Raw genomic sequence first — 19358 nt, forward strand, 5'->3', positions numbered from 1 at the left:
CGAAAAGAACAGGCATTATTGACAAAAATTGGGTCATGGCAGGCAAGACGAAGATCATCTCAGCCCACAAACCGATCAGGTTGCTGATCGTCGATGATTCGCTGGTATTCAGGAGGATACTGCGCGACGTGTTTGACAAGACCAACAGCGTAAAAATCATTGGTGAGGCAACCAACGGTATTGAAGCGCTGGATATGGTGCTCAAACTGGACCCGGATGTTATCATCATGGATATGGAAATGCCGCTGATGGACGGTATGACGTCTCTGCAGCACCTGATGATCCACAAGCCGACACCGACCATCATGTTTTCCAGCCTGACCCAGGAGGGAACGGCGCGCAGTTTCGATGCGATCAAAAACGGCGCGGTTGACTTCGTCTGCAAAGACTCCTTTTTCCATAACCAGGATCTGGTCGGCTTTCAAAAGCATATCGTGCACCGCATCATTTACGCATCCCGGGTACAGGTGCGCTCGGTTGAACCGGTATTTGCCTCCAAGGACGATATCCCCCCCACCGTTGCTAAAGCGAGTGACATTATCTTCTGCGAGGAATGTGGAACACGAAACACCATCGATGAAGAACAGCGGCGAGAGCAGGTCGAATTGCGTTGCCGACAATGCGGGGATGTACTCGAGGTCAACCTGATCAATAAATACCGGCGCATCACCTGTCTTTCAGTGATTGGCGCAGGCCAGGGCGGCTACAGCAACCTGCTGCGGATCATCCCGAACATCTCCGAGGATATCGGCGGTGCCATTATTGTCGTACTCTACGCAGAAGGCAGTCATATCGACGCCTTTACCGATTATCTCGATGCGGTCAGCAACATCAGAGTCGTCCGCATGGTTGATGGCCTGAACGTGGAAGGAGGAACGTGTTATGTCGCCGCCGCGGTCGATCATTTCTATCTGAAACCATACAGCGCTCACTATACGATTCGGCAAACCAAGGCCAAACCCGGTTACGGGCCGATCGATCTGGTAATGCATTCGGCTGCTCCGATTTTTAAAAACCGGGTGGCTGGGGTGATTCTGTCCGGCAGTGAGCTCGACGGGGAGAAAGGAATCAACGCCATCAAGAAAAACAGCGGCTTGTCCGTTGTCTTGAATTCGGCCAGTTGCCTGTGCAAGGAAATGGGCGAAAATATCCTGCGGAAATGTATGGTGGATAGAATTTATGACGAGAAGGACGTCACCGGCTGCCTCGCGCAGCTGCATGAGGCGGCCAACGGAGAGGCCACTACCGCCTGAGACGATTCGGCGATAGGGGACACGGGCACACGGAAGTGATTGTTGCCAGGAACCATCGAGGGAGAACAGAGCGTGCTCTGGGAAGAACAGGTGCCGCTCCTGCGGCAGGGACTTCATCGAGAACTGATTCATAAAGCCTACGGGGCGTCACCGCGGCAAACGGTCTACCCGCCGCGTGAACTGGTGTTCAACGCGATGCGGATCACTCCGTTCGAACAGGTTCGCGTCGTCATCATCGGACAGGATCCCTATATCAACGAGCATCGGGAACTCGGGCCGGAGGCGCATGGGCTCTGCTTTTCCGTTCGCGAAGGAATTCCGGCGCCGCCATCATTGAAAAACATCTTCAAAGAAATAGATGACAGCCTGCACGGCGGCAGGCAGCGACGGGTCAGTACCGACTTGACCAGGTGGGCCCGGCAGGGGGTGTTGTTACTCAATGCCAGCCTGACAGTTGCGGCCGGCAAATCGAATTCTCATGCTTCCCTTGGTTGGCAGGTTGTCACCGATGACATCATAAAGACAGTTTCCAACAAGCGCGAACACGTAGTGTTCATGCTCTGGGGGGCCTTTGCACAGAAAAAGGCGGAGTTGATCGATCTCACTAGACATCTGGTACTCAAGACCAGCCATCCCTCGCCGCTATCCGCCCACAAGGGTTTTCTCGGTTCCGGCGTCTTCCTCAAATGCAACCGTTATCTGAAGAAGAACAGCTATCCGGAAATCGACTGGTAGCAGCGGAGCGGTGTCTTCAGAGCACTGTTCTGATAATGTCTCTCTTGCCGACGATGCCTACCATGCGTCCGGATTCGCTGAGAACCGGCAAGGTGTGAATCTTCTTTTCGGTCATCAGCGTGGCAATTTCATCGAGTGGTGTATCCGGTGAAATGGAAATTACCGGTGAACTGAAGATATCCCCGACAGTGGCTCCGGCGATCTTTTTCAATTCCCGCTCCATTTTTTCAGGAGAGTCGAGGAAAAAGAATGAATCGAGAATGGTAATGACCGGCGGTACGCTGAGTCGCTTGTTCTGGAAAATCAAGTCACTTTCGGTAACTATGCCGATAACTTTGTCCTGGTCGTCGACTACTGGAACACCGCTGATATTGTTTTCGGTGAAGATTTGCGCGATCTCCCTGACCGGGGTGTCCGTTCGAACGGTAATGACCGTGGAGGTCATGATATCCTGGGCTTGTTTCATGATAGATGATCGAGTAGTTGTTTGAGGCATCTTGGCAGGTTGCAGGCAAGGTCCGAAGCAGTGAAGCCGTGCCCGTTTTCTGAGTATAGTCCGTCGCCGGCCATCCCATGCAGGTAGACACCGGCAGCTGCGGCAATGGTCGGAGACAATCCCTGACAGAGTAATGACCCGATAATACCGCTCAGTACATCGCCCATGCCGCCGGCGGCCATGCCGGGATTGCCCGAGGTGTTGATCAGCACCTGTTCGTTATCGGTGACGATCAGGGTGCCCGCTCCTTTTAAAATAACGACGAGTTCCCGGCCCTTTTTCTTGAATCGATGATAGCAGAGCTTGCCGGCATCCAGCCGGTTTTCCTGCACCTCGGTGGCATTTCTGCCGATGAGACGGGCCATCTCGCCCGGATGGGGAGTCAAGATCCGGGGACCGGCCGGTGTCCTCAACTGATCGACATGACGTGCCAGGATATTGAGGGCGTCGGCATCGACGACCATTGGTTGCTTGACACTATGGTAGAGGTAGAGAACGAGTTCGGCGGTACGCGTGTCGGTACCGAGCCCCGGACCGATTACCACGGCTGTTTTGTCGTCGAGGTGTTTGAGAATGGTGGCCAGGTCGGAGACATTGAGGACTGAAGACGAGGTCGGGAGCGGTACCGTCATCGCTTCGATCAAGCTGGTCTCTAAAATCGTGTTGAGGTCGTAAGGGACGCACAGACTGACCAGGCCGCAGCCGCTCCGTTGTGCGCCTCGGGCGGCAAGGATGGCGGCGCCGGTCTTGCCCGCCGATCCGGCCAGGATCAGCAGATGACCGTAGCTGCCCTTGTGGGTATTGGCCTGCCTTTTCAGGCCGCGCAGCCAGTCAGCTGCAGTCTCGGCGGTAATCAGGGAGGTGGCAATGGTGTTCTTGGCGATCACCTCCGGCGGGATACCGATATCGATGACATGGAGGCTGCCGGTAACGGCGGAACTGCCTTGCATCACCTGGCCGGGTTTGGCGCAACCGAAGGTAGCGGTCATAGTTGCGGTGACGCACCTGCCGAAGATCTTACCGGTATCGGAATCGAGGCCGGACGGCGTGTCGACGGCCACCACCGGGGTGTGCTTGGCAAAGCTGCGACCGTTTATCAGGTCGATGGTGTCGGCAAAGTGGCCGGAGATGTCCCTGGTCAGCCCGGTGCCGAAGATGGCGTCGATGATTGCACAGCACGGCTTGCCGCGGGATTCGATCTGTTTGAATAAAACCGGAATGGTCTTGACCCGGGTTGCCGAGTCGATGACGTGAAAGGGCAGCTTGAGTTTTTGTACGACGGCCAGGTTGACGGCGGCATCGCCGGTCAACGAGTCAGGGCTGACCAGAAAGAAAAAAACCGGTTCGCAGCCTCGCTGGTGCAGATGCCTGCCGATGACCAGGCCGTCGCCGCCATTGTTGCCGGGGCCGATAAAGATCAGCGCGAAGGTGCCGGACAGAGTACCGAAATGCTCTTCAATCAGACGAACGGTTCCGGTTCCGGCATTTTCCATGAGGACAACTCCGGGAATACCGAATTCTTCGATTGCGCACCGATCGATCGCTCTCATTTCCTCGGAGCCGGGAAGTTTCATGGTCAGATTCCTCCTTTGCACAGAAATAGCGATCAGCTTTGTTGCTGATCGTCGGTATCGGGGGCGGGCATCAATGTTTGGCAGAAACGACAGGGTTCAAAGCCCGCTTGTTGGGCCACCTTAACATCTTTAAATTCAATTGAACAATTTTTGCAATAATAATAGTCACATTCCGGAAAATGAAAGACCCTGCTTTTAACATTGCCACGGAGTTTGGTCTTTTTTGGTACAGACGTACTGTCGTGTCCGACCTGTGCAGCTTCGCCGGAGCCGTGCGCGCGCGACGACGGACGTACCAGCTCAAAGAACTGATGCGCAAGGTATGTTGAGGCGTTGCCGATGGATTCGAAGAAACGTCGGACGGGGCCGGGAATGAGCGGCTGTTCATGGGCAACCCGGTAGATGGAGAACAGGGCGAGCAGACTAAAGACGACGTTGGGAATCCACATGACCAGCGGGATGGATGCCGTGCTATCGACGGAAATAGTGCGGGACATGGAAAACATCAGATAGTAGACGATATATAACGCCAAGCCGAAGGGTATGCCGATAGCCCGTCGGCCCGGCCCGGCTTGCAGGCCAAGCGGCATGCCAAGCAGGCACAGGAAAAAGCAGCCCACCGGCAGGACGAGGCGTTTGTGAAGTTCGGTCAGATAAGATCGTCCCCGCTCGGAATCCAGGCCGACGACGTCGGCCTGCTCGCGTAATTGCGTCATGTTCATGGTGCCGCGTGTCTGGGTGCCGGGTGGCCGGGCGTGCGGTTGAACCGGAATATTGATCACATAGGTAGTAAAAGAGACTGTCTGAGCGTTGGTTTCTTCCGGAATATGCATACTTCCCTCACGGAGAACGAGGGTCACCAGCATGCGATCCATGTTTGATACCATGGAACCGGATCGGGCCATGGTAATGGCGGGAATGGTCCGGTCACGCATGTCTGAAACCCAGACATTGTGCCATTGGCCGGTCTGCTGATCGATTGAGTCGATATAGACGACCAGATCACCGAGGGCTTCCGTAAAGGCACGTTCTTTGATGCCTTTGTCAATTTTCTCCTTGGCCAGTTGATACATCATCTGTTGCATTGCCGAGTCACCGGCCGGAATCAGCTTGATGGAGAAATATGAGGTGATCAGGGCAACGCTGAGCGAGACCATGATGAGCGGCGGCAGGACGTGATAAAGGCCGATGCCGCTCGCCTTGAAAGCAAGGATCTCCGAGTCGTTGGCCAGCCTTGAGAAACCGATGGTTACGCCGAGCATGGCTGCCATCGGAATCGAGTAGAGGAACATGTTCGGGAAGAGATAGGAAAACAACCTGACGAAATCGGCAAAACCGATTTCGAGTTCGAGGACCACGTCGAGAAACGGAATCAGTTTGACGAGAAAGAAAACGCCGTTCATGATTACGAAGCTGGCGAAAAACGGGGCCAGCATCTCGGTTGCCAGATAGCTGTAGTAGAGAAGCGGCAGCCGGTGTTTTCGCGATGATTCCGACATTGCAGGTTATCGATCGCTTCGGGAGATGGTCATGGCGGGAGAAGCTGTCTGTCGCGGTTTAGGCGGATTGGTGGCGATCTATTGGAACCGTGCGTCCTGCAATGGGCCTTCGATGTTGACATCTATCCAGTGTTGGTCCCACCATTCGACGGGGGTCACGAAGATGCCGTTGACCAGCATTGAAAAGTGCAGGTGGTCGCCGCCGGCCATGCCGCTGGTGCCGGTTCGGCCGATGGGCGTCTCCGCCTCGACGGTGTCGCCTTCGGAGACGTTGATTTGGCTGAGGTGCGAGTAGAGGCTGAACAGTCCCTGGCCGTGGTCAAGCAGCACCATATTGCCGTAAATGCCGAGATAATCGGCGTGAACGACGATGCCGGTGGCCGCCGCTCGGACCTCCGCCTGCCTGGTAGACGCAATGTCGATGCCGAGGTGGACCTGCTTATCGATGGCCTCCCCGTTATAAAAGTAGGTGCGATGGTCGGCATAGCCGGCGCGCGGGCTGCCCGGCATCCTGGCAAAATGACCCTGCCACAGTCGCTTACCCTGGGGGTTCTTGCAAAAACTTGAAATCATTTGATTGTTTTGTTTTCGAACGGTGGTATTGATGAAGAGATATTGCTCAAGCAGGCTGCCCGTCATTTCCGGATAGTAGCGTTGAAATTCCGGAATCTTGGTTTCCAGGAACCGATCATCGACGGTGATTCGGTCCTGCTTGAAGGAGACGGCTTTAAAGGTGGTGGAAAACGGCAGACTTGCTTGATTGCCGGCCGGATCCTTCGCAACGATTTGGGCTCCGGAAATAGTCTCGGCATCGTAGGGCAAGGCGAAGAGCGCGACGTAGATATCGTCGCGGCCGTCGTTGGAGAGGAAGCCGGGATGGAAGCTATCGTTGATCAGAACGCCACTTGCGGCACTGCTATCGTCGACGCGATAGATGATGAGACCGGAACCGCCTGGACTGACATAGCGGTCGCTGTAGAGGATGCCCATCTTCGGTGCGGTTGTATCGATGATCAGCTCGCGGGTGATGGTCACTGTGTTGCCACGGAAAAAACCGCGACAGGAGTAGTCGACGGCAGTCACGGTCAGCGTGGCGGGGCCGTCTGCAAATCCCTGCTGTGCCGGTTGGACGTCGATATCCACCTGCTTTTCGGCAACTCCGATCATTCCGGTGTAACCGAGGCGGGGATAGGAATCGCTGAGCAATTCTTTTTCCACCGCTCCCTGGCTGAGTGTTGCCCGGAGCCGGCGCAAACCGCTTTCATCGTCTTGAGCCCCGATACCGATCGTGCCTGAGGTACCGAGATATGAAGCGGGTGCCTTGATAGTGACTGTCGGCGAGCCGCCTTCAAAAAAAAGCAGGAAACCGGCAACCAGCGCTCCGCCGAAGATGAGCAGCAGGATGAGCAGCAGTGTTGCCGATGTCGATTTTCGTCTTGAGCTGAGCGTCGTCATATGATGTCCCCAGAAAGACAGCGACTAGCGCTGCCAGATAATCTCGTATTTTTCGATATGCAGCTCTTTGGCCGGAGCAATTATCAGCCGCTTGCCGGTATCCGCCTCCAATTGGTTAACGGTCGGCTCCTCTTCTTTGAGCAGCATGTCGGCAATGCGCGGATGAACCCGCACGGTAACGGTGGAGCCGCCGGTATGGCCGGAAGTCCTGCTGATTTTACGAAAGATTTCGTAACAGATGGTACGGCGCGACTTCAGGACGCCCTCGCCGCCGCAATAGTGACAGGGCTCGCACATCATCTGGTTGAGGTTTTCGCTGTGCCGTTTCCTGGTCATTTGCACCAGGCCGAATTCCGACAATTTAAGGATGTTGATGCGGCTCTTGTCTTTTTTTACCGCTTCGCGGAAAAAATTGAACAATTCATCGCGATGGTGTTCGCCCTCCATGTCGATGAAATCGATGATGATGATGCCGCCGATATTGCGCAGGCGCAACTGGTAGGCGATTTCCTTGGCCGCTTCCATATTGGTCTTGAAGATCGTTTCATGCAGGTCGTCCTTACCGACGAAGCGGCCGGTATTGACATCAATGACAGCGAGCGCCTCGGTATTTTCGATGATGATGTAACCGCCGGAACGGAGCCACACCTTCTTCTCCAGGGCCTTGCTGATCTCCGCATCGATGCCGTAGGCTTCAAACAGCGGCAGGTCGCCGCGGTACAGGGAAATCTTACTTTTCAGCTGGGGCGTGAAGGTGTTGACAAACTGCATCAATTTTTCATAGGACTTCTCGTTGTCGATAATCAGGTAATCGACATCGCTGGTAAACAGATCGCGGACCGAGCGCAGGGTGATGTCGAGGTCTTCGTAGAGCAGACCGGGAACGGTGGCCTTGGGCCGCTGGTCCTGAATCTCCTCCCAGAGCAGCATCAGGAATTCCATGTCCGCCTCGAGATCCTCGCGGGAGGCACGTTCGGCCACGGTTCGGGCGATAAAACCGACACTTTTCGGTCGCAGATCTTCGATCAACTCGCGCATGGCGGTGCGTGTCGGTTCGTCTTCGATTTTGCGGGAAATACCGATATGATCGGTCTGCGGAATAAAGACCAGATTGCGGCCGGGCAGGGTGATCTGACAGGTGAGCCGGGCGCCTTTGGTGCCGATTGGATCCTTGCTCACCTGGACTATGACTTCCTGTCCTTCCTTGAGCAGATCTTCGATGTTGTGGGTCGGGCTGTCGCGACGTTCGGAGCGGACCGGTTCGGCGACGTCGGGAAGTCCCGACGGTTCGAGTTCCGCGGTACGTTGTTCGAGCTCCGATTGCGGTATGAAGACATCGTCAACATAAAGGAATCCGGTTCGTTCAAGGCCGATATCGACGAAGGCTGCCTGCATGCCGGGCAATACGCGAACAACCCGGCCGAGGTAGATATTGCCCATCAGGCCTTTTTCGGTCGGCCGCTGGAGGTGGAATTCGGTCAGATTGCCGTTTTCCACGAGCGCGATTCTAACTTCGTATCTTCTTGAATTTATGAGGATTTCTGTCGTCATTGATAGAGGCTGTCAACATCAGGTGAACCTGGAGGAGGAGACCACTTCCAGCCGGGAGAGTGGGCTAACAGATTGCGTTCGGCAACGGTACGCTTCAACGGGTAGATCGTTGTTATGGGAACCTTATGGGTTTCCTTATGTCTACCATGAGCAGTGGTTACCTGTTATATTCTGTAACAAAACGGTTACTATACAATATTTTGCAGAAGATGTGCACCTTCTCTTGCGCCTTGATTAAAAAAAGAATGAAACAAAGCGACAGTGACAAGATTTCGGTCATCATCCCGACCTATAACCGCGCCGAGCTGCTCGTCGGAGCCGTTCGTTCGGTGTTGACACAGACCCTGGAGCCGGCGGAGATCCTGGTGATTGACGACGGTTCGACGGACGACTCCGAGGATCGGGTCGCCGCACTGGTGCGAGAAGGGGCGCGCTGCCTTCGTTATCTGTGCCAACCCCATCGAGGACCGGCAGCGGCGCGTAATTTCGGTCTCGCCAATTGCTCTTTTGACATGCTGGCCTTTCTCGATTCCGATGATCGCTGGGAGCCGCGCAAGCTTGAGCTGCAGGCGCGGGCCATGCGGTCGTCCCCGAACACGTTGGTATCGCATACCCGGGAATCGTGGTATCGCCGTGGGCAGTTCCTCAACCAGAAGAAACGACATCGGCCGCCGCACGGCGCCATCTTCGAGCAGTGTTTGCCGCTCTGCTGTGTCGGCATGTCCACGGTGATGGCCCGCAGGGCGCTGTTCGAGCAGTTCGGTGTGTTCGACGAAACGCTCATTTGTTGCGAGGACTATGATTTCTGGTTGCGGGTGGCGGTCAGTCAGTCTTTTTTGCTGGTCGAACAGCCACTGACCATCAAACACGGTGGTCGGCCCGACCAGGTCTCGGTCAGATATCGGCAAGGTATGGACCGTTTTCGCATCCAGGCTCTGGCCAAACAACTTGTAAATCCGCAGATGAGCACGTCTCAGCGGCTGCACCTCGGCCACGAATTAGTCAAAAAATGCAGAATTTACGGTCGGGGGTGCGGCAAACACGATAAACCTGAAGAAGAACGCCATTACCTGAGACTTGCCGACTGGGGGGCAGCGTTGGCCGGATTGAGCGGACAGGAGGGAGTATGAAGAGCAGTGCAAGCGGCGGCGACCCGAGCGTCTTTCTCCAACAGCTGGCCATCGAGCGCAGCGTTGCCGACCACCCGTATACCCGGGAAATTGCCGAACGAGCCGCACTGCCGGTGCGCATCGTCGGTGAGAAAGAATTGGCAACGCTTATCGCCGGCGACTATCCTGATAATCTGCAGGCCGGCAAGCGAACCCTGTTGCTCTGTCGAAATCCCACCACTTTTCTTAAACCCTGCCCGTCGACCAGAGAGTATCGCTGCTGCAGCTACCAGGTGATCAACATCGGTACCGGCTGCCCGATGGATTGCGTCTATTGCATCCTGCAGGCCTATCTCAACACACCGTATCTGACGTTCTTCGTCAATACCGAAGACCTGCTGGCAGAACTTGCCGCGACCTGCGCTCTGGTCGATCGATCCGTGCTGCGCATCGGCACCGGTGAGTTTACCGATTCGATGGCCTTGGACCGGATTACCGGCTTGAGCCGGCGGCTCGTTTCTTTTTTTGCCGGCCAGAACCGTGTTGTTCTTGAATTGAAGAGTAAAGCGGCGTATGTCGATTACCTGGCAGATTGTGATCATAATGGCAGGACCATTATGGCCTGGTCGTTGAACGCCCCGGCCATCGCCGTCCGTGAAGAGCTGCGAACCGCCTCCCTTGATGAACGATTACGGGCTGCCGCGCGCTGCGCCTCCTGGGGCTATCCGCTGGCCTTTCATTTCGATCCGATTATCGATCATCCCGGCTGGCGACAGGGGTACCGGCAGGTTATCGATGATCTGTTTGCGGCGGTGCCGGCCGCGGCGATCAAGTGGATTTCTCTCGGCGCCTTCCGGTTTATCCCGAAACTGAAACAGATCGGCATCAGCCGTTTTCCCAGGTCAGAGATTTATCACCACGAGTTCGTTCCGGGACTCGACGGCAAGCAACGTTACTTCCGGACGCTCAGAGTGGAGATGTACCAGGAAATATACGCCCACCTTCAGCGTTATTGTGACCCGCGAACTTGCATCTATTTCTGTATGGAAAGCGATGAAATCTGGCGTGCCGTGATGGGCTTTTGCCCGGCCGAACGGGGCGGTTTGCCGGCCATGCTCGACCGAACGATTGACCGGTAGCCGAGAACAGCAAGGCGCTGCCCGACGTCCGCGGTCGTTTGCTGCCCGACAAGAATGATCTTGTTCTTTCCGTCAACTATCGTATAGTTTGCAGGCACAAACGACCACGACCACCAAAGGAGGAGGATTAATGATTAACAAGGCGATAATTATAGGTAATCTTGGCGCTGACCCGGAAATGAGATTTACTCAGAGCGGTGCCCCGGTCGCCACCTTCAACGTTGCCACAACCGAGCGCTGGAAAGATCAAAGTGGTGCCCAGCAGGAATCGACGGAATGGCACCGAATTGTTGCCTGGCGGAAACTTGCTGAAATATGTGGCGAGTATCTGCACAAAGGCTCCAAGGTGTACATCGAAGGGAAAATCCAGACCAGAAAATGGCAGGACCAGAACGGCAATGACCGCTGGACCACCGAAATCGTCGCCCGTGAGATGAAGATGCTCGACCGACGCGAAGGCGGCGGGGACAGCTACGGCGGTGGCGGTGGCAGCCAGGAGCAGAACTATCCGGAGCCATCACCCGGTTACGGCGGCATGGGAGAGGACGTTCCCTTTTAAGGCGCTGTGGTGATACCGCTTTGCGGGATCCGGAGGTCGGCGGATTGATGGCGGCATCCACGTTGGCATCGGTTACCGTTAAAAAAACGGGTGAAAGGAAGGCGCGGAAGCCGGGGAAAATGTCGAGGACGCTTGACTGGCGGGTCGTCCGTCCCTATTGTGGTGCCATCAAGAGAGTCGGACATATCGTCCGATTGAGCCAATGTTGCCATGTGATCAACCTGCCGTATGGACTATTATGAAACCCTCGGTGTGCCGAAATCGGCAACCGCCGAACAAATCAAAAAAACGTATCGAAAACTTGCTCTGAAGTACCATCCCGACAAGAACAACGGGAACAAGGACTCGGAAAATAAATTCAAGCAAATCAGCGAAGCGTACGCGGTCCTTTCCGACACCGAGAAGCGCCGGCAATACGATACATACGGGTCCGCCGGCTTCCATCAGCGTTACACGCAAGAGGATATTTTTCGAAACTTCGACATCAACGATATCCTCCGGCAATTCGGTTTCGGCTCCCAGAGTTTTAATCAAAGCAGCTTTCGTGCAGGCAACGGTGGCCCGTCTTCTGGTTTCAATTCCTTTTTCGCTGGCGGCTTCTCCGGTCAAGGCGGCGGCTGTGGCGGCGGCTGCGGTCAACCGGTCAAGGGTCCGGATATTACTTATCAACTCGTTGTCAGCCTGGAAGACGTGCTCAACGGTGCGGAAAAGCAGATAACGCTGCGCACTAATGGCCGGTCGGAAAACGTTTCGGTCAAGGTTCCCCGTGGTATCGAGGAAGGCAAGAAACTGCGATTGAAGGGTAAGGGCGGCCCGAGCCCGACGGGAGGAGCAGCGGGGGATCTGTATCTGAAGATTCAGATGGAACCCCATGCCAGTTACGAGCGCAACGGCGACGACCTGATCTACTATAAAAAAATACCCTACAGTCACGCCTGTCTCGGGGCCAGTATCGAGGTGGAAAGTCTCGATGGCAAAACGTTCAAGATTACCGTTCCGTGCGGAACCAACGGAGATGCGCGTCTGCGGATAAAAGGGCAGGGGCTGCCGAGTGGGCCGATCGGCGAGCGCGGTGATCTCTATGTCAAAGTCGGCGTCGAGGTGCCCAAAGAGTTGACCGAAGAACAGCGGGTAACCATCGAATCTTTAAAAGAGATGGGACTGTAGTTGTAATCTATGGGACGAACGTCCCGTTCGTTTTCATTCGGGCTTGATTTTCCGGTCTGCCGGGCCACCGCGAGGAAGCTTGCGGGGCAGCCAACCAGTCCGCGAGAACGATTACCTATATCCCCCCATGTCGGAACCTCACAACGAACAATGAAAATCGGCTCATATTCGGAAGGGCTGGTCAGTTCTGTCTCCGGCTGCTGCGCTGAAGCCTGATCGGCTGGCCTACGAGGCCGGCAGACAGGCCATCCGTGGCCTGACCGCCGGCTGCGGACGTCCTGTTCGCAGCCCTCCGGGCCTGATTCTGCGGCCCGCCGGGCCTCTGCGATGTAGCCTCCGGCAGAACCGACAAGCCCGGGGAACTGATCTGCATATGAAAACATCCGCCTACGTGTGGCGTAGGGCAAGTGGTTGGTAGATCGGAAAACCAGATACCTCCTTCCCTCTTTGTTAATAGCGGCTGTCGGCGTAGGCCAGCCAACCGCCGGCGGCGATTAGTTCCCTGTCGAACTCGTTGAGTGTGAACGGGAACGTTCGGAGGTCGCTGCCGGATCCCTGCTGCCCATTGGGGCCGATTTCAACCACGCTCCGGGACAGATCGACCTGGACGGCCAACGGAGCGGGCAGAGCGAAGATGTCGGCTATCGCCGCCGCGTCCAGCTCAATGGCCAGAATGCCGCAATTGAACATGTTTTGCCGAAAGATCCGGGCAAAACTCTCGGCGATGACGACCGAGATATCATTTACCTCAAGTACCCAGACCGCATGCTCGCGGGAGGAACCGCAGCCGAAATTTTTACGGCTGATAAGGACAGTCGCCTGCTGCAGCTCCGGAGTGTTCCTGTCGAATTTTTTGCCGTCGATGAGCAGATCCTCGAGTAAATGAGGCTGCAGCGCAGTTTTCGAGCTTTCAGTAAGATATCGTGCCGGAATAATTTCGTCGGTATTGATATTGTCGCGATCGAGACGAAACGCCGGTCCGCCAAAACGAGTCATCGTGTCACCTCAGAAGAAAGATAGGGGCGCGGGTCGACAATGCTGCCGGCTACCGCGGTTGCGGCCGCGGTCAGCGGGCTCATCAGGTGGACCATGCCGCCTTTACCCATACGGCCGTTGAAGTTGCGATTGGTGGTCGAGGCGCAGACTTCTCCTTCGGCCAGCACACCGGCGCTCATTCCCAGGCAGGCGCCGCAACTCGGGTTCATCACGCAAAAACCGCTGTCGAGAAAGATCGCCAACAGGCCTTCATCCAGCGCTTGCCGGTAGATATCTGTCGTGGCCGGCACGACGATGCCGCGCAGCTTTTCGGCGATGTGCCTCCCCTTGAGAATGGCGGCGGCATCCCGCAGATCCTCGATCCTGCCGTTGGTACAGGAGCCGATATAAACCTGATCGACGACCGTTTCGTGAAAAGCCGCCGCGGTTTTTACCTGGTCGGGTCTAAAACCGAAGGTGACCTGTGGTTCAAGATCGCTGACATCGATGTCGATGACGGACTCATAGACGGCGTCACTGTCGGAGTGCCAGCGACTAAACTCGGCGACTGCGTCGTCGAGGCCGCCGTACTGATCGGCAATGAACGGCCAGAGAAATTGTGCCGTGATTCGGTCGGGCTGACAGATACCGCAGGTGGCACCGGCCTCGATGGCCATGTTGCACAAGGTCATCCTGGACGACATGGACATGGCCTCGACGACGGGTCCGGTAAATTCGATTATCCGGTCCGTGGCTCCGTTGACACTCAGTCGGCCAATCACCGCGAGTATTACGTCCTTGGCGACGACGCCCGGCGTCAACGTTCCGGTGAGGTTAATTTTTATGCTCTGCGGCCGGCGAAAGGAGCAAACGCCTTTGTAGATGCCGACCTCGAGATCGGTGGTGCCGACACCGGCGGCAAAGGCACCAAAGGCACCGTGGGTGCAGGTATGTGAGTCGCCCATGATGACGGTGTTGCCGGGTCTGATGAAGCCTTTCTCCGGAAAAATTGCATGACAGACACCGTTGGCGCCGATATCAAAGAAGTCTTTGATCCGGTGGCGTCGGGCCCAGTCGCGCAGGATCTTGGCCTGCAGCGCGGTGTTGCTGTCTTTCGGGGGAGAGACGTGATCGATGACCGCCTTGATGCGATCGGGATTAAAGACCTGGTCCTTGCCCTTGTCGATCAGGTCCATGATGGCGATCGGAGTGGTAATCTCGTGACAGAGGACAACGTCAAGGTCGAGGACCATGGAATCTTCGCTGAGCTGATCGCGAAGATGGGCAGCGAAGATCTTTTCGGTGATTGTTTTTCCCATAGCAGCTCCGTGTATAAAGTGGCGGAAAGCTCTTGTAGTGCCTGCGGCATCATTTTGTGATCGAGATTAGGGCGAGTCGTGATGTCTCACCCGGCGATCGGGACTAGATAACTTACCTCAATCGTGGTATCGTTGCCACAGTTCTTTGGGGTAGCAGTTAACTGCATGGAATTGTATAACAACCACCCATAGCTTGGGGCACAGCGAACCATGGAAATCGTCATCCTGGTTCTCCGTCCAGCCGGGCCTTCGCGATGCAGCCTCTGGCAGAACCGCCCAGCCCAGGGAAAGTACTTTCATAAAAACAAGCGCGGGTAGAACATGTTCAGATTGTTTTGGGCCGTATTCGCCTTCATGATAGGCAGCCTTTGCGTGCACCCGGTTTCGGCTGATCACGGGTTGAGCATCGACGGTGCGTTGAAATATGGGCCGTCGTTTTCCCGGTTCGACTATGTGTCCGTCAATGCGGTCAAAGGGGGAGAGTTGGTGATTCATCAGATCGGCAGTTTTGACAAGATGAATCCGTTCACTCTGAAAGGGTCCGCTCCCGGGCTGCTCGAGACGCTGGTCTATGAACCGCTGAGCCAGGCCAGCCTGGACGAGCCGTTCAGCCAATACGGTCTGCTGGCCGCCGACATCGAGGTTGCCGACGACCGTTTGTCGATGACCGTCACGCTCGATGAGGCAGCCAGGTTTTCCGATGGCATCCCGGTCTCGGCCGCAGATGTGAAGTTCACCGTAGAGACCTTGAAAAGCGCGGCGGTACACCCTTTTTATCCCTATTATTATGCTGATATCGAACGGGCAGAGGTCATCGATGCACACCGGGTACGCATCTATTTTAAGAAATGGAACCGCGAGTTGCCGTTGATTGCCGGACAGATTCCGATTCTGCCCAAGCACGTGTTTGACGAGCAGGAATTCGGCAGCAGGGAATTGCGCATACCGACCGGTTCCGGACCGTACGTCGTCGAATCTTTCAGCCAGGGGAAATCCGTGGTCTATCGCAGAAATCCCGATTACTGGGCGATTGATCATCCGGTTCGGCGCTATATGTATAATTTCGACCGAATCGTCATCAAGTATTACAAAGATCAGACGGTTGCTATGGAGGCCTTTAAAGCCGGCGAATTCGATGTCATGGCCGTCAACATCGCCAAGCACTGGGCCCGGGATCTGCGCGGGGCTAAGATCGACGACGGGCGGATTGTCAAGAAAGCGTTTCCGCACGGGAACAATGCGGGCATGCAGGGATTCGTGATGAACTCCCGGCGCCCGCAGTTTGCCGACCCGGTTGTTCGGCGGGCACTCGGTCTGGCGTTTGATTTCCAGTGGACCAACCGGGCTCTTTTTTATGGTCAGTATGTCCGGAACAACTCGTATTTCAGCAATTCTTACCTGGCGGCATCCGGCCTGCCTTCAGAGCGGGAATTGCAATTGCTCGAGCCGTATCGTAACCTGCTTCCCCCGGAGGTATTCGATCAGCCGCTTACCGCGCCACGTACCGACGGGCCGGGCGGGATTCGGAAAAATCTCCAGCAAGCGGCACGGCTTCTCAAAGAGCGCGGTTGGACACTGAAAGACGGGATTCTGCATAACGACCAGGGGATTGCGCTATCTTTTGAGATTATCCTCGTGTCGCCGAGCTTTGAGCGGGTGATGGCCGGGTATGTGCAAAACCTGCGCAAGATCGGTGTTGACGCCCGCTATCGGACTATTGATCCGGCCTTGTATACCGAGCGGATCAATAATTTCGACTTCGATATGTGCGTCTTTGTCTTCGGCCAATCGCAGTCGCCCGGCAACGAACAGCGCAATTACTGGCATTCCGAGGCGGCAGATCGAAAGGGTTCACGCAATATCGCCGGCATCAAGGACCCGGTCGTCGATATGCTGGTCGAGCAAATTATCTATGCCGAAAATCGTGACGAGTTGATCGCCGCCTGCCACGCCCTTGACCGGGTTCTCTGGTATGGCTATTACCTGGTGCCGAACTGGTATTTGAACACCCATCGCCTGGCCTATCACAACAAGTTCAACCTACCGGAAACGTTGCCAGTCTACTATGACTACATATCATTTTTACTCACCTGGTGGAGCCGCGACCCTTCGTTTTTACAAATGAAACAAGAATAGACAATAAGAACGATTCACGCTTTTCTGGTCAGTATCAATTCTCTTTTGTCGCTAACTTGTTGTTCTGAGGTTAAAAATTTTTATTTTTTCCTTGACGCTCAGATAAGCTGTTGATACAGTGCTGTTGGATGCTCCAGATCTCTGCGAGTGTCAATAATTTCAAGGGGCTGAGGCCCCATGTTCGACCTGACGGGAAATCAGCCCCGTCGCATCGCCGGGAGGAAATCGTATGTCGGATCGTGTCAAGGGAAAAGTCAAGTGGTTTAATGCAAGCAAAGGGTACGGATTTCTTGAGAGGCCGGATGGAGAGGCCGATGTTTTCGTGCATTTCAGTGCCATTCAAGGAGACGGATTTCGCACCCTTGAAGAAGGGGAACCGGTTGAATTCTCGGTAGCTCAGACAGACAAAGGGTTGCAGGCGGAAAATGTTGTCAAGGTGAGCTGATAAGATCGGGAATAATAGGTCGTAGACCCCGAGACGTTGCAGAACGTTTCGGGGTTTTTTTATTCACTGTAATCGTCTATATTCATGGTTCCCTCAAAGCTGGAATCGTTGTTGAACAAGTTGAGTGCGAAGGAGTCATCGAGGTGTCCAATTCGGGAAAAATCATCTTGACCTCGCCGGTGCAGACTGGCCGCTTCGGCAGGTTGCTCGGTGCCCTTTGTGAGCCGGGCGATGTAATCGGTCTGGGCGGCGATCTCGGTGCCGGCAAGACGGCCCTGACCCAGGCGATCGCCGCCGGTGCAGGCGTCGATCCAGCCGAATATGTGAACAGCCCGTCTTTTGCCTTGCTTCATGAGTACCACGGACGGATCCCGTTCTATCACATGGATTTTTATCGTCTGCACGGCGCCGATGATGTTGTCGCACTGGGACTTGACGAATATCTCTATCGCTCCGGTATTGCTGTCGTCGAATGGTATGAACGGGCCGAATCGGTGTTCCCCGATAGCACACTCTTCGTCGATCTTGATATTGTCGATGCCGGACGCCGGTTCGCACGTCTTCGCAGTGGCGCGCTTTCCTGGAAACAGCGGATCGAACAGCTGACCGACCGTCTGGCCGGTACACCAGATAAGCCCTGAGACGGAGCAGCGGAAGACCAGCATGGACGTTTTTGTCGCCCGGCAGCCGATTTTTACCAGGAAGAAAAAGCTGTTCGGCTATGAGCTGCTCTTCCGTTCGGGCATGAACAATGCGTTTCCTGAGCTGGACGGCGATGTCGCCACCTCCAATCTGCTGTCATCCTCTTTTTTTTCAGTTGGTATCGACCGGATTGCCGGTGGCCGGAAGTCGTTTATCAACTTCACCGAAGCGCTCCTGCTCCGGGGAACACCCGCCCTGTTTCCGCAGGAGATGATCATGGTGGAGATCCTGGAAGATATCAGACCAAGCGCCGAGATAATCCGTGCCTGCCGTTCGCTGAAAAGCCAGGGCTACACCCTGGCCCTTGATGACTTCACCTTTGACGATTCTTTTGCCGAGTTGCTGCCGTTGATCGACATCGTTAAAATCGATTTTCGTCAGACGCCGCAAGCCGAAATCCGCTCTCTGTTGGACCACCTGCGACCGTTTTCATGCCGGCTGCTTGCCGAGAAAATTGAATCGTATGCCGAGTTCAACCGGGCCCGGGACACCGGCTTCGATTTGTTTCAAGGCTATTTTTTTTCCCGTCCGGAGGTGCTGAAAAACAAGGACATTCCGCAGAACAAGCTGACCATGCTGCGGCTGATTTCCGAGATCAACCGCAGTGAATTCGATGTTTCCGCGCTGGAAAAATTGATCAGCCGGGACGTTGCCGTTTCCTACAAACTACTCAAGTATCTCAACTCAGCCTATTTTTCCCGCCTGGCCCCGCTCAAGTCGATCCGGCAGGCGATTGCCTTTCTCGGCGAGCGCGGTGTCAAGTTGTTCGTCTCTCTGGTTGCCACCAGCCAGTTGGCCGAGGACAAGCCGGACGAATTGGTGCGAATGTCGATCATCAGGGCCCGGTTTCTCGAACAGCTCGGACCGAAACTGGGGCTTGACGGTGGCGAGCTGTTCCTGCTCGGCCTGTTTTCCCTGATCGATGCCATGCTCGATAATACCATGGACGATTTGGTCGGCCGCTTGCCAGTCAGTGAGGCGATCCGGCGGGCCCTTGTCGAGCGTAGCGGCCCGTTGGCCGCACCGTTAAGCCTTATCGAGAGTTGCGAGCGGGCCGATTGGTCGGCGGTGGATCGCTGGCGGCAGCAGCTACAGGTGGACGAGGAGCGGTTATCGGTCATGCAGCTTGATGCGATCGACTGGGCGGACAGTTATGAAACCTGATGGTGACAGGGACACGCGGTGTCCAGCGGACCGGGGATGAAAATCCGATGACATTGATGGTGTTTCACGGTACTTTGTGC

General features: G+C 55.5%; 17 protein-coding genes. 10 read left to right on the forward strand and 7 right to left on the reverse strand.

Annotated elements, in window-relative coordinates:
• The first annotated feature begins 35 nt into the window (after window positions 1-35).
• Complete coding sequence (locus BUC26_RS12785) at window positions 36-1253, forward strand: chemotaxis protein CheB (RefSeq protein ID WP_073376610.1); 1218 nt, start codon at window positions 36-38, stop codon at window positions 1251-1253.
• A 42-nt stretch (window positions 1254-1295) separates the two neighbouring features.
• A complete protein-coding gene (ung, locus tag BUC26_RS12790; protein WP_244155851.1) occupies window positions 1296-1988 on the forward strand; it encodes a uracil-DNA glycosylase in 693 nt (230 codons plus the stop codon).
• A 16-nt stretch (window positions 1989-2004) separates the two neighbouring features.
• Here ung and BUC26_RS12795 read toward each other — a convergent pair whose 3' ends face one another.
• The 5 genes from BUC26_RS12795 to BUC26_RS12815 form a co-directional block, all read right to left on the reverse strand.
• Window positions 2005-2454, reverse strand: a complete 450-nt coding sequence (locus BUC26_RS12795; RefSeq protein WP_073376613.1) for a CBS domain-containing protein — start codon at window positions 2452-2454, stop codon at window positions 2005-2007.
• On the reverse strand, window positions 2451-4058 hold the full coding sequence (locus BUC26_RS12800) for an NAD(P)H-hydrate dehydratase (protein WP_073376615.1): 1608 nt from the start codon (window positions 4056-4058) through the stop codon (window positions 2451-2453). Before BUC26_RS12800 ends, BUC26_RS12795 begins: the two co-directional genes overlap by 4 nt.
• Window positions 4059-4090: 32 nt before the next feature.
• A complete protein-coding gene (locus BUC26_RS12805) occupies window positions 4091-5557 on the reverse strand; it encodes an LptF/LptG family permease (protein WP_073376617.1) in 1467 nt (488 codons plus the stop codon).
• Between the two features lie 78 nt (window positions 5558-5635).
• Window positions 5636-7012 carry a M23 family metallopeptidase gene (locus tag BUC26_RS12810; protein ID WP_073376618.1) on the reverse strand — a complete coding sequence of 459 codons (1377 nt, stop codon included), beginning with the start codon at window positions 7010-7012 and terminating at the stop codon, window positions 5636-5638.
• A gap of 24 nt (window positions 7013-7036) precedes the next feature.
• Entirely contained in the window at window positions 7037-8563 is a 1527-nt protein-coding gene (locus tag BUC26_RS12815; protein ID WP_073376620.1) for an Rne/Rng family ribonuclease, read from the reverse strand.
• A gap of 245 nt (window positions 8564-8808) precedes the next feature.
• Here BUC26_RS12815 and BUC26_RS12820 point away from each other — a divergent pair, with 245 nt between their 5' ends.
• From BUC26_RS12820 to BUC26_RS12835, 4 genes are all read left to right on the forward strand, one after another.
• Window positions 8809-9693: a glycosyltransferase family 2 protein gene (locus tag BUC26_RS12820; protein ID WP_073376622.1), complete on the forward strand. Its 885-nt coding sequence runs from the start codon at window positions 8809-8811 to the stop codon at window positions 9691-9693.
• Window positions 9690-10811 (forward strand): SPL family radical SAM protein, encoded by a 1122-nt coding sequence (locus BUC26_RS12825; protein ID WP_073376624.1) that lies wholly within the window; start codon window positions 9690-9692, stop codon window positions 10809-10811. Before BUC26_RS12820 ends, BUC26_RS12825 begins: the two co-directional genes overlap by 4 nt.
• Window positions 10812-10941: 130 nt before the next feature.
• A complete protein-coding gene (locus BUC26_RS12830) occupies window positions 10942-11370 on the forward strand; it encodes a single-stranded DNA-binding protein (protein WP_073376626.1) in 429 nt (142 codons plus the stop codon).
• A gap of 228 nt (window positions 11371-11598) precedes the next feature.
• Window positions 11599-12537, forward strand: a complete 939-nt coding sequence (locus tag BUC26_RS12835) for a DnaJ C-terminal domain-containing protein (protein ID WP_073376628.1) — start codon at window positions 11599-11601, stop codon at window positions 12535-12537.
• A 450-nt stretch (window positions 12538-12987) separates the two neighbouring features.
• On the opposite strand, the gene BUC26_RS12845 is transcribed toward BUC26_RS12835, so the two are convergent.
• Window positions 12988-13533 (reverse strand): 3-isopropylmalate dehydratase small subunit, encoded by a 546-nt coding sequence (locus tag BUC26_RS12845; protein WP_073376631.1) that lies wholly within the window; start codon window positions 13531-13533, stop codon window positions 12988-12990.
• Complete coding sequence (locus BUC26_RS12850) at window positions 13530-14831, reverse strand: 3-isopropylmalate dehydratase large subunit (RefSeq protein WP_073376633.1); 1302 nt, start codon at window positions 14829-14831, stop codon at window positions 13530-13532. The genes BUC26_RS12845 and BUC26_RS12850 overlap by 4 nt, the downstream gene beginning before the upstream one ends.
• Window positions 14832-15152: 321 nt before the next feature.
• Here BUC26_RS12850 and BUC26_RS12855 point away from each other — a divergent pair, with 321 nt between their 5' ends.
• From BUC26_RS12855 to BUC26_RS12870, 4 genes are all read left to right on the forward strand, one after another.
• Window positions 15153-16967, forward strand: a complete 1815-nt coding sequence (locus BUC26_RS12855; RefSeq protein ID WP_073376635.1) for an extracellular solute-binding protein — start codon at window positions 15153-15155, stop codon at window positions 16965-16967.
• A gap of 229 nt (window positions 16968-17196) precedes the next feature.
• A complete protein-coding gene (locus BUC26_RS12860) occupies window positions 17197-17412 on the forward strand; it encodes a cold-shock protein (RefSeq protein ID WP_073376637.1) in 216 nt (71 codons plus the stop codon).
• Between the two features lie 143 nt (window positions 17413-17555).
• A complete protein-coding gene (gene tsaE / locus BUC26_RS12865; RefSeq protein ID WP_143166003.1) occupies window positions 17556-18053 on the forward strand; it encodes a tRNA (adenosine(37)-N6)-threonylcarbamoyltransferase complex ATPase subunit type 1 TsaE in 498 nt (165 codons plus the stop codon).
• 22 nt (window positions 18054-18075) lie between these two features.
• Window positions 18076-19278 carry an EAL and HDOD domain-containing protein gene (locus tag BUC26_RS12870; RefSeq protein ID WP_073376641.1) on the forward strand — a complete coding sequence of 401 codons (1203 nt, stop codon included), beginning with the start codon at window positions 18076-18078 and terminating at the stop codon, window positions 19276-19278.
• The last annotated feature ends 80 nt before the right edge of the window (window positions 19279-19358 follow it).

Origin of the sequence: Desulfofustis glycolicus DSM 9705, assembly GCF_900130015.1 — a bacterium.
GTDB lineage: Bacteria > Desulfobacterota > Desulfobulbia > Desulfobulbales > Desulfocapsaceae > Desulfofustis > Desulfofustis glycolicus.

Excerpts from the sequence above, each read along its gene's own strand:
- BUC26_RS12845 (WP_073376631.1), bottom strand. The coding sequence starts at position 13,533 with ATGACTCGTTTTGGCGGACCGGCGTTTCGTCTCGATCGCGACAATATC.
- BUC26_RS12830 (WP_073376626.1), top strand. The coding sequence starts at position 10,942 with ATGATTAACAAGGCGATAATTATAGGTAATCTTGGCGCTGACCCGGAA.
- BUC26_RS12835 (WP_073376628.1), top strand. The coding sequence starts at position 11,599 with ATGGACTATTATGAAACCCTCGGTGTGCCGAAATCGGCAACCGCCGAA.
- BUC26_RS12860 (WP_073376637.1), top strand. The coding sequence starts at position 17,197 with ATGTCGGATCGTGTCAAGGGAAAAGTCAAGTGGTTTAATGCAAGCAAA.
- BUC26_RS12815 (WP_073376620.1), bottom strand. The coding sequence starts at position 8,563 with ATGACGACAGAAATCCTCATAAATTCAAGAAGATACGAAGTTAGAATC.
- BUC26_RS12810 (WP_073376618.1), bottom strand. The coding sequence starts at position 7,012 with ATGACGACGCTCAGCTCAAGACGAAAATCGACATCGGCAACACTGCTG.
- BUC26_RS12805 (WP_073376617.1), bottom strand. The coding sequence starts at position 5,557 with ATGTCGGAATCATCGCGAAAACACCGGCTGCCGCTTCTCTACTACAGC.
- BUC26_RS12800 (WP_073376615.1), bottom strand. The coding sequence starts at position 4,058 with ATGAAACTTCCCGGCTCCGAGGAAATGAGAGCGATCGATCGGTGCGCA.
- BUC26_RS12795 (WP_073376613.1), bottom strand. The coding sequence starts at position 2,454 with ATGAAACAAGCCCAGGATATCATGACCTCCACGGTCATTACCGTTCGA.
- BUC26_RS12850 (WP_073376633.1), bottom strand. The coding sequence starts at position 14,831 with ATGGGAAAAACAATCACCGAAAAGATCTTCGCTGCCCATCTTCGCGAT.
- BUC26_RS12785 (WP_073376610.1), top strand. The coding sequence starts at position 36 with ATGGCAGGCAAGACGAAGATCATCTCAGCCCACAAACCGATCAGGTTG.
- BUC26_RS12820 (WP_073376622.1), top strand. The coding sequence starts at position 8,809 with ATGAAACAAAGCGACAGTGACAAGATTTCGGTCATCATCCCGACCTAT.
- BUC26_RS12855 (WP_073376635.1), top strand. The coding sequence starts at position 15,153 with ATGTTCAGATTGTTTTGGGCCGTATTCGCCTTCATGATAGGCAGCCTT.
- BUC26_RS12825 (WP_073376624.1), top strand. The coding sequence starts at position 9,690 with ATGAAGAGCAGTGCAAGCGGCGGCGACCCGAGCGTCTTTCTCCAACAG.
- BUC26_RS12870 (WP_073376641.1), top strand. The coding sequence starts at position 18,076 with ATGGACGTTTTTGTCGCCCGGCAGCCGATTTTTACCAGGAAGAAAAAG.